Below are 14,776 nucleotides of genomic sequence, written 5' to 3'. Positions count from 1 at the left end.
GACGCCATCTGATCGCTCCGGAACAAGGACGGGAGGCCAAGCCGTTTGGATCACGGTGGAGAAATGCATAAAACATTTGCCTTCGGCCGGCGGATAGCACCTGCGGCCGAATTGGCTTCCGCGTATTGTGCGGGGGATTGAGGTCACAGCCGCGGTGATGGTGATGGCAGAACAGCAAACGGCAGGTCGCGGAAGCAAATTGACGATCCGCGACGTGGCGACCGCAGCGGGCGTTTCGACCGGCACGGTGTCGCGGGTGCTCAATGCCAATGCCACCGTTCATCCCGACATCCGCCGGAAGGTCCAGCGCGCAATCGATGATCTGGGCTACACGCCGAACGCGGTGGCGCAAAGCATGCGCATCCGGTCGACCCACACGATCGGCTGCATCTTGCGTGAGATCAACATTCCGCAACTCGCGGGCTTCGTCAAAGCCGCGCACGACGTGCTGGACGAGGTCGGCTTCTCGCTGCTCATCTCCAACTCGGAAGGCCGCAAGGAGCGTGAGCGGGAGCTGCTCAGCCGGCTGTCGCGGCGGCAGGCCGACGGCGTGATGATGGGGCCATACACGCCGATCGCCGGTGAGTTCGAGGCCTTCCTGCGCGATCTCGATATTCCGATCGTGCTGATCGATCGTGATCAGCCGGATTGGACTGATGCCGTCATGGCCGATCACGCCGAAGGGATGCGCGTCGCGGTCAGTCATTTGCTGGATCTCGGTCACCGGCGCGTGGCGCTGATCACCGGCGACGCCGGGCTCTATCCGGCGCGCGAACGCGTTCGCGGATATCAGGAGGCTTTTGCCGCGCGAAATCTCGAGCCTGATCCTTCGCTCGTTCACGCCGGGAGCTTCCTGCCCGGCGCGGGATTTCGTATCACCTCGGCATTGCTCGGCCAGCGCAACCCTCCGACCGCGATCATTTCCGGCGGCATCGACATGCTGTCGGGCGTGCTGCGCGCGGTGCGCGGGCGAGGCCTGCGGATACCGGAGGACGTGTCGCTGATTGCGTCAGGCCATTCCGAGCTCGCCGAGCTCGTCTCGCCAGCGGTCGCCATCATCGGCTGGGATCAGGCGGAGGTCGGTCGGATCGCGGCCGGTATGCTGCTCGATCGCATCCGAAACGACGGTCCGCACGAGCCGCGGCGCGTGCTCGTGCCCAACGAGTTCATCCCGCGCGCGTCGCTGGGCCCCCCAAGACGCACCTGAAGACGCACCTGAAGACCTGCCGTCCATGGCACGACCGGGCGGCCATAGCATGCAAGGAGAGTTCCATGAGTGGTGAAATGATCAACGGCAAAGAAGGCGAGCGGCCGATGCTGTTCCAGCCGCTCACGATTCGGGGCCTTACGCTGAAGAACCGCCTCGTCGTGCCGCCGATGGTCCATTATAGTTGCGAACCAGGAAATACCTGCGGAGCGTTTCATCTCGTACACCTTGGTCGCTACGCGCTGGGCGGCTTCGGGCTCGTCTTCGTCGAAGTGACGGCGGTGGAGGAAGTCGGACTCACCAACGAAAACGACCTCGGCATCTGGAATGACGAGCAGGCCGAGAGCTTCAAGCCGCTGATTGCCTTCATGAAGCGCCAGGGGACGGCGATCGGCATTCAGATCGGGCATGGCGGCCGCAAGTCGTCGGCACAGTCGGCCATGCAGGGCATGGGGCCGCTGACCGAGGAGAATCTGAAAGCCGGCGCCAGGATCTGGCAGCCGGTGGGCCCGACCGCCGAGCCGGTCGCCAAGGGCTGGCTGACGCCGCGGCAATTGACCACTGCCGAGTGCAAGGCAATGGTCGGCACCTGGGCAGCCGCTGCAAGGCGGGCGGTTGCCGCCGGGTTCGACACCATCGAAATCCACACCGCGCACGGCTATCTGCTTGCCTCGTTCCTGTCGCCCGTCTCCAACACGCGCAATGACGAGTATGGTGGCGACCGTGCCGGCCGCATGCGTCTGCCGCTCGAGATCGTCGAGGCGGTGCGCCGCGAAATGCCGGCCGAGATGCCGCTGTTCGTGCGCGTCTCGTCCGTCGACGGCACCGTCGAAGGCTGGAACATGGATGATACGGTCGCCTTTGCGCACGAGTTGAAGGCGCGCGGCGTCGACGTCGTCGACTGTTCCTCTGGCGGAATCTCCGGCGCGGCCACGGCGGCCCAGGTGCCGCGGAGCCTCGGCTTCCAGGTTCCTTTCGCCGAGCGCGTGCGCAAGGAGGCGGACATCACCACCATGGCCGTCGGCATCATTCTCGAGGCGCAGCAGGCCGAGGCCATCGTTCAAAAAGGCCAGGCCGATCTCATTGCCGTCGGGCGGCAGTCGCAGTTCAACCCTAACATAGCCCACCACTGGGCGCACGATCTCGGCATCAACAGCCGTTTCGAAGATTGGTCGCCCGAGTTCGGCTGGTGGCTCGAGAAGCGGATCAAGACACTCCAGGGCTTTGCCACGCCGACGGGCGTCGTTACGCGCCACTCCTGAGTGGCGTCACACATAGCTACGCAGCCGGTGAACGGAGCGCCGTCCGCGGCATCGCCGCTATCTTTGAGGATCCGCAATACCGCGCGACGGGCAACATGCGGACGATCGCGTCGCGGGTCCCAGCAGCGCGCTTCAGGTTCGCTGCTGAACTTGCGCCGAGTAGATATCGGCGAAGCGGTGGCGCAACAGGTTCTTCTGCACCTTCCCCATCGTGTTGCGTGGAAGTGACTCGACGAAGACGATACGCTTCGGCTGCTTGAATTTTGCCAGCCGTCCCGATAGCGCCGCGAGAATGGCGCGTTCATCCACCGTTGCGCCGGGTGACCGCACGACGGCAGCCGTAACGCCCTCGCCGAAGTCGGCATGCGGCACGCCGACGACGGCGCTTTCGGAGACTCCAGGGATTGCGTCGATTTCCGTCTCGATCTCCTTCGGATAGACGTTGAAGCCGCCGGTGATAATGAGATCCTTGCCGCGGCCGACGATCTGCAGATAGCCGTTCGCATCGAGCTTGCCGAGATCGCCGGTGATGAAGAAGCCGTCGGCGCGGAATTCGGCGGCGGTCTTGTCCGGCATGTTCCAGTAGCCCGCGAACACGTTCGGTCCCTTCACTTCGATCATGCCGACCTCGTCCGTGGGCAGCGCGGCACCGCTCTCTGGGTCGGTGATACGAACCTTGACGGCAGGCAGGGGACGACCCACCGCGCCCGGGATGCGCGGACCATCATAGGGATTGGAGGCGATCATGCCGGTCTCGGTCATGCCGTAGCGCTCGAGGATCTCATGTCCCGTCCGCTCTTTCCAGCCGCGATGGGTTTCGGCCAGGAGCGGCGCCGAGCCGGCAACGAACAGTCTCATGCTGGCGGTGGTGTGCTCGCTCAAATTCGTGCTCTGGAGCAGGCGTACGTAGAAGGTCGGCACGCCCATCAGCACGGTCGCCCGCGCCATTGCGGCCAGGATGCGTTCGGCGTCGAACTTCTGCATGAACAGAATGCGGGAACGCGCGGCGAACGTCACGTTGCCGGCCACGAACAGCCCGTGGATGTGATAGATCGGCAGGGCATGGATCAGGACGTCCCGGTGCGAGTAGCGCCATTGCTCGACGAGCGTCAGGGCGTTCGAGACCAGATTGCCGTGCGTCAGCATGGCACCTTTCGAACGGCCGGTCGTGCCTGACGTGTAGAGAATGGCTGCGAGATCGTCCTTGCCACGCGGCACGGTGTCGAATCCTGTGGGAAAGCTCGCCGCGGCGTCGACGAGCGAGCCCTTGCCTTGCTCGTCGAGCGTCTCGACGCGTCCGCCGGCTTTTGCGGTGATGGCGCGCAGGTCAGCTTCCTCCCTCGGATCGCACACGATCAATGTCGGCTGGGCATCGCGGATGAAATACTCGGTTTCAGCCGGCGTATAGGCGGTGTTGAGCGGCAGACAGACTGCACCGGAGCGGAGTGTTGCCAAATACAGCGCGATCGCCTCGACGGACTTCTCGACCTTCGCGGCGACGCGGTGGTTCGGACCGATGCCGCTGCTGGCAAGGAAGTTCGCAAACCTGCCGCTGAGCGCTGCGAGTTCGGCGTAGCTCAATGTCGCGCCGTCGTCCTTCTCGATGCAGATGGACTGGTCGGAAGCGGCAGAAGCAAGCAGGCGGTCGTACAGGTTCCAGGTCATGACGAGCTCTTCCGTTGGGAGTTGGTTTGCGGGCTGGGAACAAGCTCGCGCGACGACAATCTTGCGCGGAGCGCCTTCTTCACCTTGTCGGACGCCACCACGGTGCCGTGCTCCGCAAACGCTTCGTGGTTCGTCTCGATGTGGTCGAGTGCATAAAGATAGTTGACCATCAGGCCGTAGGATTGCTTGATGCCCTTGGGCGAAGCATCGCCGAGAAAATTCAGCCGCTCCAGTCGCGCGCCGTTGCCGAGATGGAAGCGGGCGACCGGATCGACCGGCTTGCCTGTCGGGAGCTTCGCCTTGAGGAAGTAATAGGCGGCAAGAGCGGTGATAGCCTCCTTCGCCTGCGCAATATCGCCGCCATCATCGAGCGCAGCCATTGCGCGCCGCGTGTCCTCATCGATCGCGCCCGAGGCCTCGGCCTTGAATTCGCTTCGAACCCAGCCGGCAAAGCCGGGAACAGGCGACAGGGTGACGAAGGTCTTCAGGTTCGGGAGCTCGCGGGCGAGGTCTTGCACCACCTGCTTGATCAGGAAATTGCCGAACGAGACGCCGCCAAGTCCCTTTTGCGTGTTCGAGATCGAGTAGAACACAGCGGTCGTGGCGTCACGTGCGGCAATCGCCTGGCGCGATTTGTCGAGCAGGGGACCAATCGCGCCGGGAATCTCCTTTGTGAGTGCGACCTCGACGAAGATCAACGGCTCGTCGACGAGCTGGGGATGAAAGAACGCGTAGCAGCGACGGTCCGGCGGCTCGAGCCGGTTGCGCAGATCGTCCCAGTCCTGGATGGCGTGGACGGCTTCATACTTGATGATCTTCTCCAGGATGTTCGCCGAGGTGGTCCAGTCGATCGGCCGCAGCACCAGGAAACCCCGGTTGAACCAGGACGAGAACAGATGGACGAAATCGTCGTCGATCGGCTGGAGCTCGGGATGCTCGCGCAACAGCGAGAGCAGCACCTCCCGCATGCGCACCAGCGAGGCCGTCCCGCCCGGCGACAGATTGAGGCGCCGGATCAGCTCCTGCCGGCGCGGCTCCGCGGCGGCATGGAGCGCCTCGAGCTTGGCGCCAGCGCCGCCTTCCTTGCGCTGGTAGGCCGCGATCGCAAGCTCGATCGCGCGACGGTCCGGCCCGAACCGGTCGGCGAGGGAAGCGAGAAATTTGAGCCGCTGCGGCTCGGCCGCCGCCTCGAACGCGGCGAGCAGCGATTGCGCGATCGCAACACCGGAGGCCTCGCCGCGACGCGACAGGAGCGCCTCGCCCAAAAGCTCGAGATCGCGATCCTCGCCCAGATCGCGTTCCAGCTTGATGCCGAGAACCGCGCGGCCACGTTGTGTCAACGTGTCGATCAGCCCTTGCAGAAACTCGGGCGCCGCGATGCGTCCGGATCGGATGTCGTTCAGCATGGTTCGTGCCTCCTCGGTTATCGCGATGGCGGACCCATCACGAGGTTGGGCAGAAAGGTGGAGATCGACGGCACCAGGCAGAGCAGGACAACCGCGAACGCCATCAGCAGGACGAAGGGCAGCGTTCCCCAGATCACGTCCCGCAACGGGATGTCGGGCGCGATGTTCCTGATGACGAAGATGTTGAGGCCGACCGGCGGATGGATGAGGCCCATCTCCATCACGATCGTCATCACCACGCCGAACCAGATCAGGTCGAAGCCTGCGTCCTTGAGCGGCGGCAGGATGATCGGTGCGGTCATCAGGATGATCGAGACCGGCGGCAGGAAGAAGCCGAGCACGACCACCAGCACCAGGATCGCGCCCAGCAGCACCCATCGCGAGAGCTGCATCGCGACGATCGCCTGCGCCGCCGCCTGGCTGATGTGGAGATAGCTCATCACGTAGGAGTAGAGCAGCGACATGCCGATGATCAGCATCAGCATGGTCGATTCCTTCAGCGTCGATTCCAGGATCGGGCCGAGATCCTTGCGCCGCCACACGCCATAGATCGAGGCGATCAGAACAAGCGCAAGGATGCCGCCGAGGCCTGCGGTTTCCGACGGCGTGGCATAGCCGCCATAGAGCGCAATCATCACGCCGCTGAGCAGCACGACGAAGGGCAGGACGCGCGGCAGCGCGCCGAACCGCATCGCCATGGTGAAGCGCTCATTCGAAAGGATCGGATGCTGCGCAGGGTCCGCGGCATAGGCTCGTTGCGCCGCGGCATATTCGGCCCTGAACCTCAGCACCGCGTAGGTCGCAAACAGCACGACCAGGAGAAGACCCGGGCCGATCCCAGCAAGGAAGAGGCGCCCGAGAGACTGCTCCGCCGCGACCGCATACAGGATCATGGTGATCGAGGGGGGAAGCAGGATGCCCAGCGTGCCGCCGGCTGCGATGACACCTGCGGCAAAGCCGCCGGAATATCCCCGCTTGCGCATTTCGGGAATGCCTGCCGAACCGATCGCCGAGCAGGTCGCCGGAGACGATCCGGCCATCGCCGCGAACAGTGCGCAGGCAAAGACGTTGGCGATGCCGAGTCCACCTGGGATGCGACCCATCCAGACGTGCAGCGCGCTGTAGAGGTCCTGTCCCGCCTTCGACTTGCCGATCGCCGCGCCCTTAAGAATGAAGAGCGGGATGGCAAGCAGCGTGATCGAGGCCACCTCTTCGTAGACGTTCTGCGTCACCGTATCGAGCGATGCGGCGGGCATGAAGAAGTACATGAAGATGACGGCGACGGCGCCGAGCGCAAGCGCGATCGGCATGCCCGAGGCCATCACGGCAAGCGTGGCTCCGCCATACATCAGTCCAACGGCAAACGTGCTCATTTGCTTCTCCATCCATCGATCGCCGAGGCGAGCTGAAGCGCGATTTGCAGCGTCAGCAGCGTCATGCCGAGCGCCATCATGCTGTAGGGAATCCACAGCGGCGGGGCCCAGGTCGATCCGGACACCTGTCCGTCGACCCATGCCTCATGCAACAGCGTCCACGATTTCCAGGCGAAGAAGCAGCAGAACAGAAAGCTTGCAGCGTCCACCACGAGCGCGCGCAGCGCATTGCCGCGCTTTGACAGATAGCCGGTGAGGGCCTCGATACCGATGTGGCCGCGTCCCGCCTGCACGAAAGCGGTGGACAGGAACGTTGAGCCGACCAGCAGGAAGACCGCAGCCTCGTCCTGCCAATAGGTTGCGGCGTTGAAGAAGTAGCGTGCGGCCACGCTGTAGCTCAGGATCGCGCTCGCGACGATGAGCGCGATCGAGCAGACCACAACGATCATCCTGTTGAGCAGGCTCATAGCGCGGTTGATCAGCCCGACCGGAGAGCCGGGTCGCGCTGCCGTCACGACGACGGAATGGCCGAGATCGACGCCGTGCGCGCTCATGAGCCGGCCTCCATGGCAAGCTTGATCAGGCGGGCGCAGTTCTCGTTCTTGTTGGCGTAATCCTTCCAGGCCGTGTCGCGCGCAAGCTCCCGCCAGGCCTGAACCGTCTTGTCGTCGAGATCGTGGACCGTCGCGCCGGCGGCCTGGTAGACCTTGGCCACGCGGACATCGTCCTCAACGGCCGCCGCGCGGCCGAACGCTTCGAGCTCGGCGCCGACCGAGACGATGATGTCGCGCTCTTCGCTCGAAAGCCGGTCGAACACCGCCTTCGACATCACGAGCGGCTCGAGCATGAACCAGTAGCTCTTGGCCCGCCCGGTCGTCAGATGCTTGGCGAGCTCCTCCAGGCGGAACGAGGTCAGGCTGGTGGACGAGGTGAGGGCTGCGTCGCACGCGCCGGTCTGCATCGCCGCATAGAGTTCATTGGAGGGGAGCGACAGCACCGAGGCGCCGGCAGCCTGGAGCACGAGATCCATCTCGCGCGAGCCACCGCGGACTTTCATGCCCTTGGCATCGCCGACCGCGACCAGCGGACGCACGCGGCTGGCGACGCCGCCGGCCTGCCAGATCCAGGTGACGATGACGATGCCTTTGGCGGCGAGGAACTTGCTGAACTCCTGGCCGATCGGCTTGTTCTTCCAGCCGAGCCCTTCCTCGTAGCCGGTGACGAGGCCCGGCATCAGGCCGATGTTCAGTTCGGGAAGATCGCCGCCGGCGTAGGAGATCGGAATGAGGCTCATGTCGAGCGCGCCTTTGCGCATCGCCGAGAACTGCGCGTTGGTCTTCATCAGCGATGAGCCGGGATAGATCTCGGCGGTCATCGCTCCTTTGCTGCGCTCCTGGATCAGGGCGGCAAAACGCCGGCAGAGCCGGTCGCGGAAATCGCCCTCGGTCGCAGTGCCACCCGGAAACTGGTGCGAAATCTTCAGCGCTGTGGCCGCGCGGGCCGACCCGAACCGGAGCAGCGCCGGTGCCGCGATCCCGAGCGCCAGGGTTTGGCGTCTTGAAATCTTCATTCCATACCTCCCGTGCCAGATTGCATTTTTTAATTCTAATCTTGCATACAATTTATATATGAACTGCATGCTGTATGTTTTGTCAAGTGTGTGGTATGGAATCGTCTGACCGGATGTATACAATGAGCCAGGCCTTCAGACTGAAGCAGTCGATCGAAGACGCTGTAATTGCGGGGGAATTTCTGCCGGGGGATCGCCTGGACGAGGCGTCGCTGGCGGGCCGATTCGGGGTGTCTCGAACCCCGATTCGGGAGGCGCTCCTTCAGCTCGGCGCCGAGGGGTTCATCGACGTGCGGCCGCGCCGCGGCGCGATTGTCAGCGTGCCGTCTCCGACCAGGCTGTTCGAAATGTTCGAGACCATGGCCGAGATTGAAAGCGCCTGCGGACGACTGGCGGCGCGCAGGCTCACGCCGGAGAACGACGCGGCCATGGAAGCTGCGCACAAAGCCTGCGAGGTGGCGGCGCGGGAAGGCGATAGCGAGCAATACTACGCGGACAACCGCAATTTTCACGAAGCGATCTACCGCGCGAGCCGCAACAGCTTCCTGGCCGATCAGGCCTTCGCTCTGCACAAGCGCTTGAGCGCCTATCGACGCATCCAGCTTCGCGCGCGCAACCGTTTGCTGCAGTCGCTACAGGAGCACGCCGGGATTTTGGAGGCGATCCGCGCTGGCGACGAGCAACTCGCCGCGAGCCGCCTTCACGACCACGTCCTGGTGCAGGGCGAGCGGTTCTCGGACATGGTGCTTGGCCTTGCTGGGGATCGACGATCCGCTTCGGCTGGAAGCAGAAGTGGGACGGCGAAACAGGGGGCGTTGCTTCAAGCCGAAGATAGAAGGTAGCGCAGGCGTGGCGGGTGTGGGGAAAGGCGGTAGCTCTCCCCCGCTACCAATTCCGCGATTTTGTACGCCAAACTACGATTTCCCGCGATTCCGTCCTGCGCTCGCTTGACCGCTTACTTGCTTGGCAGGGCCATTCCGGCCGACTTCGCGCCCCACATGCAGAAGCTTGTCGGCTCAAATCCGAATTGTCGCGGCCGGTGCGTTGCTTCGTCCTCGACCTCGTCGACGCCGACCGAGTATTCGAAGATCATCCCGTCCGGTCCCTTGAAGTAGAGGAAACGCGCACCCGAGGTGGGATGCCGTCCTGGACCGAACACGATCGGGACGCGCTTCTCGCTGAGAAAATAGAACGAGCGCAGCACGTCGTCATTGCTTTCGACCTGGTGATTGATGTGCTGAATGCCCGCCTGCGGCGCGCGCACCAGAGCGATGGTGTGATGAATGGCATTGACGCGCATCAACGGGATATCGCCGATGCGGTCGCTGACGCGGGCGTTGCAGACCCGGGTCCAGAACCGCTCGTCGCGCGAAGGATCAATTGAGTTCAGGCCGATATGGCTGAAGCCGGTGATGCCGGCGTCGCGGCTGGCGAAATAGCGTCGTCCGCTGCGCTCGGGGCGCACGACGAGCTCGATGTGATTGCCGGTCGGGTCGCGAAAGCCCATGAAGGCTTTCACCTTGCGCTGTTCGGCCTCCTCCGCGGTACCGGAATGGACGACGTGGCCGAGTGCTTCCAGCGTTGCGGCTGCGTCCTGCAACCCCGCTTCATCCTCGACCTCGAATCCGACGGTCTGCTCGCGAGGATCTCCTTCCGAATAACACAGCGTATGCGCGCGCTCGTCGGACCGCAGATACAGGGCGTTCTTTCCGCGCTCGGCAACTTGCAGGCCAAGGCAAGCGGTGGCAAAGCTTTCAGCCTGCTCGAGATCGGGTGAACCGAGGCGGACATAGCTGACGTCCCTTAGCTGGATCATGCTTGTCTCCCGTTCGGCTGGTGCTGCGCGCTCAGCTCGGGAACGCCCTTGCTTTCGCTGCCCCAATTGCAAAGTGACGTGGCGGTGCGAGGAAATTGCCGGGCCGGACGCGGCTCGCCGCCGACCTCGGCCATGCCGTTGACGTAAGACAGCATCAGCCCGTCAGGGCCCTCGACATGCAGGAAGATCTGGCGCGAGGCGGACTGGCGGCCCGGGCCTTGAACGATCTTCACCTGGTTGTCCTGCATGAAATAGCTGTTCTGCATGATCTGATCGAGCGCCTCGACCTCGAAGGCGGCGTAGAGCAGGCCGTTCCGCCGCGAAGGATAGAGCGCGATGCGATGGTGCAATTTGTCGATCCGCAAGTAAGCGATGTCGCCGACCCGGTCGGTCACCTCGGCGCCGAGCAGACGCCAGAAGGCGAGATCGCGGACGTGATCGGTGCTGCGCAGGCCGACGCCCTGGAACTCGACGATTCCGGCGTCGCGCGGCGGAAAGTAACGCCGGCCGCTGCGGGCAGGACGCGTCACCAGATCGATGCGGTTGCCGGACACGTCGTCCGCAAGCAGGGCTGTCTGCACATATCTGCGCCGGCATTCGGCGGGGGTCGCCGGTCTCGCGGCAAAGCCGTGCCCGCGCAAGCGCTCGCTGATCTCCTGGAGTGCCGCGTCATCCCAGACCTCGATGCCGACGCTGGCGCCATCGTCCTGGTCGCGGCTGAGGCTCACGGTGCGGAAGCGATCATCGGAGCGGAAGGCAAGCTCGCCATCCTGATCCGCGACCCGCTGCAGGCCGAAGATGTCGGACACAAAGCGCGCGCAGGCCTGCGGCTCGCCGACCGCGTGACGGACATAGCAGACCGAGGCGATCAGTGGCGTGGTTCGGCTCATCGCGTCCCTGCTCACCTTGGCCGCCCCCGCTTTTGCTCGGCTTCGAGGAAGCTCCTGATCATCTGGCGCCACAGCGCGAACAGATGCTCGAACCATTTCGGATCGTTGTCCCACAGCGTGCGCAGTGCCATGCCGCGAACGACGCCGAGCGTGAGCGCCACGATATCGGCGGCAACCGCGGCCGGAACGCCACCCGCGACCAGCGCCTCGGCCCAGGCCGCCTCGACCGGACGGCGCGCCTTGCGCGAGATGTCGAGGATCTGCTTGCGCACGGCCTGGTCGGTGGAGGTCGAAAGCACGATGTCGATCGCGACCATGAAGTGTTCGCTGAAGAAGAACTCCTTGGCGTCCTCGATCACCGCCTCGATCAGGTCGCGCGGACGGTTCACGGCCGCCGCACGGCGGCGGCTGAGGATCTGAGCCTGTTCGAACACATATTCGAGCGTGGCGACGACCAGCGAGTCCTTGGTCGGGAAATGATGGAGTTGCGCGCCGCGCGAGACGCCCGCCTCGGCCGCGACTTCGGCTGTGCGAAATCTGGCGTAGCCGCGACGCCGGATCAGGTTGGCCGCCGCCTTCAGGATGCGCAGCCGGGTCTCCGCCGTTCGCTCGGCCTGGGTGCGACGACGCGGCGGCGCCAGCGCTCGGCGCGCGGATTTGACAGGAGTTGTTGCACGATCGGAACGGATGGGCATGTCAGACCTCGATCTGAACCTTCCCGTCAACGACGGTGACGGGATATGTCTTCAAGGGAATCTCGCAAGGCATGCCGGTGGGGTCACCGGTGGTGACGTCGAAGGTTCCGAAGTGGAAGGTGCATTCCACGATCTTGCCGTTGATGAGCCCTTCCTCCGACAGCGACGCCTCGCCATGGGTGCACATGTCGGCGGTGGCGTAGATCGTGCCGGCCACCCGATAGAGCGCGACGTTGGTACCGTCGGGCAGGGGAGCCTGCTTGATCTCTCCTTCGACGACGTCATCGGCGGTACAGAGAACGACTGTTTCGGCCATGTCGATATACCCTAGAGCATGGTGCTGCCGCCGTTGACGCTGATGACCTGGCCGGTCACGAACGATGCTTCGGCGGAGGCGAGATAGGACACCATCGAGGCGACTTCCTCCATTTCGGCCGGACGGCCCATGGGGATGACGCTGACGAATTTGGCGGCGAGCGCGGGTTGGCTTTTCGTGATGGCGACCATCTGCGGCGTGTTCACCGCGCACGGCGCGACCGTGTTGACGGTGATGCCGTCACGAGCGAACTCCCGCGCCATGCCGGTGGTAAGGCCATGCACACCGCCCTTGGCGGCATTGTAGGCGGCGTGATCCCACAAACCGTTACGCACGGAATCGGCGCCGAGATTGATGATGCGGCCGTAGCCTTGCTTGCGCATCGTGGGGATCGCGTACCAGGAGCACCAAAGCACGGTCCATAGATTGCGGTCGATGGTCGTCTTCAGCGTCTCTGGCGTGTGTTCCGCGAACGGCTTGATGATGCCGCCGCCGGCGTTGTTGACCAGGATGTCGAGGCGGCCGAACCGTTCGGAGGCGAGTGCGATGGTCTTCCCGGCGATCGCCTGATCGGCCAGATCGCCGGCCTGGCTGGCAACCTCCGTATCGAACTGGCCGACGAGATGGGCTGAAGCCTGCTTCAGTCCGGCTTCATCGAGGTCGGCGAGGACCAGCTTGGCGCCGTCTTTCGCCAGCCGCTCCGCGATCGCCAGACCAATGCCCTTTGCGGCACCGGTCACCATGGCCACGTTGTTCCTGAGCTTCTTGTCCATCGCGGCCCCTCAAAGGATGATGCTGACACGCCCTTGCGTGCGCAGGCCTTCGCTGTCGAGCAGGCAACGCTTCTCCTTGATGCGAAGGCGGCCGTTCTCGGCCACCAGTCGATAGCGGTTGCTGCCGAAATAGGTGTCGGTCACGCCGTCCTTGGTGCGATAGGTGATGAAGGCCGCCCCGACCTCCATCTCGTTGTCGCTGCGGCTTCTGATGCGGACATTGCTGACGAGATGCCGGGTTCGAGAATGCGGAAACTCGGCATGCGCGGTGCGCTTCATCAGGCGCTTGACGCGCTCGCTGAGCCGGAACCGGTCGTCGGCGACATAGAACAGGTTCTTGTCGGGCGAGGAATCGGCGGGAACGTCGGTCGACGGCACGTAGTAGATCGCGTCCTCGGTGAAAAGTTCGAGCCATTCCGGCAGCCGCCATTCGTCAAGCAGCTCGGCCTCGGCGAACAGGAAATCCTCGACGTCGGTCCGGGAGATGTTCTGCATCTGCGCCTCCTGCCTCTACGCCGTCGCCGCGAAGACGTGCCTGTTCCAGTTCGACCAGAACGCGCGCATCTGCAGCTCGTCGTCATAGGACGGCGTTTCCTTGCCCATGCCCTTGGAGATGTCGTTCCACTGCGCTTCCGCGGAATTGCGGAAGCCGCGCTGGCATTGTTCGAGCGCCTCGACGTCGTCGGGGGTGGCAAAGCCGCCGGGACCCAGGAATTCCAGGAAATTGAACAGGCGGTACTTGCGCGCCCAATCGGTCTCTTCCCTTGGCGCCAGCGCCCACGCGCTCACGGTCATGAAGTCGGGTGCCTGCGGATAATAGGTGCGGATCGTCACCGCCATGATGTCGTTGACGACCAGATTGGGGAATACGAACAGGTTGCGATTGTAGAGCGCAATTCGTTTCGCACGCTCCTCGCCGTAACGGCTGACGAGTCCATGGTAAAGCCGGTCTATCTCGCGCTTGCCGTCTTCGCCCCACATCGGGATCCACTGCGCCACCGGACGTCCCCACGGCGCCTTGTATTCCAGCACTGCATGCCCATTGCCGAGATCACGCGCGGCGCCATCGAGCGGCACCGGTGCCAGCCCGCCATTGGTCGCTTTCAGATAGTCGAAGTAGGTCGCGTGCGTGGTGAGCGCGTGATAGCCGTCGATCGAGTTCTCGGTGAGCAGCTTCCAGTTGGCGCGCATGGAGTATTCCTGCGTGCCGCCGACGATGGTCATGCCCATCTCGGCCTGGTCGCCGATGATATCGAGATATTCCTTCACCGGCCCGAGATAGCTGTCCAGCGTCTCGGCATTCTTGTCGAAGCAGACAAAGCAGAAGTCGCGATAGGTCTCGAACCGCGGCACCTGCTGCATATTGGATGTGCTGCGCTCCTTGAAATCCGGCGCATAGGAGGCTTCGCCGGGCTGGCTGCGCAACGCGCCGTCGAGACCGAACACCCAGCCGTGATAGAAGCACTGGAAGGATTTTGCATTGCCGTGCTTTTCACGGCAGACTTGCGCGCCGCGATGCGGACAGGTGTTGAACATGGCGCGCAAGGTGCCCTTGGCGTCGCGCGCGAACAGGATGCTGCGGCCGCCGACCTGACGTGTCACGAAGTCGCCGGGCTTGGGAAGCTCGGAGCTGTGACCCAGATAGAGCCAGCATTTGTCGAAGATGCGCGCGCGTTCGGCTTCGAGGATGTCGGGATCGACAAAGGCCCGGCGTGAAACCTTGAAGATCTGCCTGGCCTCGTCGACCATGAGCGCGGTGTTCATTCGTTCGAACGCGTTCATTGTAGTTCCTCCCTCGGTGAT

At 63.9% G+C, this 14,776-nt stretch carries 15 protein-coding genes; 3 read left to right on the top strand and 12 right to left on the bottom strand.

Features of this window, described 5'->3' with window-relative positions; genetic code table 11:
* Positions 1–199: 199 nt before the first annotated feature.
* Entirely contained in the window at positions 200–1,207 is a 1,008-nt protein-coding gene (locus ACFFWD_RS42830) for a LacI family DNA-binding transcriptional regulator (protein WP_233475241.1), read from the top strand.
* 65 nt (positions 1,208–1,272) lie between these two features.
* Positions 1,273–2,469: an NADH:flavin oxidoreductase/NADH oxidase gene (locus ACFFWD_RS42825; protein ID WP_376975459.1), complete on the top strand. Its 1,197-nt coding sequence runs from the start codon at positions 1,273–1,275 to the stop codon at positions 2,467–2,469.
* Positions 2,470–2,601: 132 nt separating this feature from the next.
* On the opposite strand, the gene ACFFWD_RS42820 is transcribed toward ACFFWD_RS42825, so the two are convergent.
* From ACFFWD_RS42820 to dctP, 5 genes are read right to left on the bottom strand one after another with little or no spacing between them, the layout of a single operon-like run.
* Positions 2,602–4,134 (bottom strand): malonate--CoA ligase, encoded by a 1,533-nt coding sequence (locus ACFFWD_RS42820; RefSeq protein WP_376975458.1) that lies wholly within the window; start codon positions 4,132–4,134, stop codon positions 2,602–2,604.
* Positions 4,131–5,540, bottom strand: a complete 1,410-nt coding sequence (locus ACFFWD_RS42815) for a malonyl-CoA decarboxylase (RefSeq protein WP_376975457.1) — start codon at positions 5,538–5,540, stop codon at positions 4,131–4,133. Before ACFFWD_RS42815 ends, ACFFWD_RS42820 begins: the two co-directional genes overlap by 4 nt.
* Positions 5,541–5,557: 17 nt before the next feature.
* Complete coding sequence (locus ACFFWD_RS42810; RefSeq protein WP_376975456.1) at positions 5,558–6,913, bottom strand: TRAP transporter large permease; 1,356 nt, start codon at positions 6,911–6,913, stop codon at positions 5,558–5,560.
* Positions 6,910–7,467: a TRAP transporter small permease gene (locus ACFFWD_RS42805; protein ID WP_376975454.1), complete on the bottom strand. Its 558-nt coding sequence runs from the start codon at positions 7,465–7,467 to the stop codon at positions 6,910–6,912. The genes ACFFWD_RS42810 and ACFFWD_RS42805 overlap by 4 nt, the downstream gene beginning before the upstream one ends.
* On the bottom strand, positions 7,464–8,483 hold the full coding sequence (gene dctP / locus ACFFWD_RS42800) for a TRAP transporter substrate-binding protein DctP (protein WP_376975453.1): 1,020 nt from the start codon (positions 8,481–8,483) through the stop codon (positions 7,464–7,466). Before dctP ends, ACFFWD_RS42805 begins: the two co-directional genes overlap by 4 nt.
* Positions 8,484–8,605: 122 nt before the next feature.
* Between dctP and ACFFWD_RS42795 the strand changes: the two genes are divergently transcribed.
* The gene (locus ACFFWD_RS42795) at positions 8,606–9,325 is read left to right on the top strand and encodes a GntR family transcriptional regulator (RefSeq protein ID WP_376975452.1); all 720 of its coding nucleotides are present in this window, start codon (positions 8,606–8,608) and stop codon (positions 9,323–9,325) included.
* Positions 9,326–9,438: 113 nt separating this feature from the next.
* Here the strand turns inward: ACFFWD_RS42795 and ACFFWD_RS42790 are convergent, their stop codons facing one another.
* Genes ACFFWD_RS42790 through ACFFWD_RS42760 form a run of 7 tightly spaced genes read right to left on the bottom strand, consistent with a single transcriptional unit; the run spans position 9,439 to position 14,755 of the window.
* A complete protein-coding gene (locus tag ACFFWD_RS42790; RefSeq protein ID WP_376975450.1) occupies positions 9,439–10,299 on the bottom strand; it encodes a VOC family protein in 861 nt (286 codons plus the stop codon).
* The gene (locus tag ACFFWD_RS42785; protein ID WP_376975448.1) at positions 10,296–11,189 is read right to left on the bottom strand and encodes a VOC family protein; all 894 of its coding nucleotides are present in this window, start codon (positions 11,187–11,189) and stop codon (positions 10,296–10,298) included. Before ACFFWD_RS42785 ends, ACFFWD_RS42790 begins: the two co-directional genes overlap by 4 nt.
* A gap of 11 nt (positions 11,190–11,200) precedes the next feature.
* Entirely contained in the window at positions 11,201–11,884 is a 684-nt protein-coding gene (locus tag ACFFWD_RS42780; protein ID WP_376975447.1) for a TetR/AcrR family transcriptional regulator, read from the bottom strand.
* Position 11,885: 1 nt separating this feature from the next.
* Positions 11,886–12,200: a non-heme iron oxygenase ferredoxin subunit gene (locus ACFFWD_RS42775; protein WP_376975446.1), complete on the bottom strand. Its 315-nt coding sequence runs from the start codon at positions 12,198–12,200 to the stop codon at positions 11,886–11,888.
* Between the two features lie 11 nt (positions 12,201–12,211).
* Positions 12,212–12,973 (bottom strand): SDR family oxidoreductase, encoded by a 762-nt coding sequence (locus ACFFWD_RS42770; protein WP_376975444.1) that lies wholly within the window; start codon positions 12,971–12,973, stop codon positions 12,212–12,214.
* 9 nt (positions 12,974–12,982) lie between these two features.
* The gene (locus tag ACFFWD_RS42765) at positions 12,983–13,468 is read right to left on the bottom strand and encodes an aromatic-ring-hydroxylating dioxygenase subunit beta (protein ID WP_376975443.1); all 486 of its coding nucleotides are present in this window, start codon (positions 13,466–13,468) and stop codon (positions 12,983–12,985) included.
* Positions 13,469–13,483: 15 nt separating this feature from the next.
* Positions 13,484–14,755, bottom strand: a complete 1,272-nt coding sequence (locus tag ACFFWD_RS42760; protein ID WP_376975442.1) for an aromatic ring-hydroxylating oxygenase subunit alpha — start codon at positions 14,753–14,755, stop codon at positions 13,484–13,486.
* Positions 14,756–14,776: the final 21 nt, after the last annotated feature.

Source organism: Bradyrhizobium erythrophlei (assembly GCF_042430365.1).
Lineage (GTDB): Bacteria > Pseudomonadota > Alphaproteobacteria > Rhizobiales > Xanthobacteraceae > Bradyrhizobium > Bradyrhizobium erythrophlei.
This window is presented reverse-complemented; position numbering and strand designations above follow the sequence as displayed.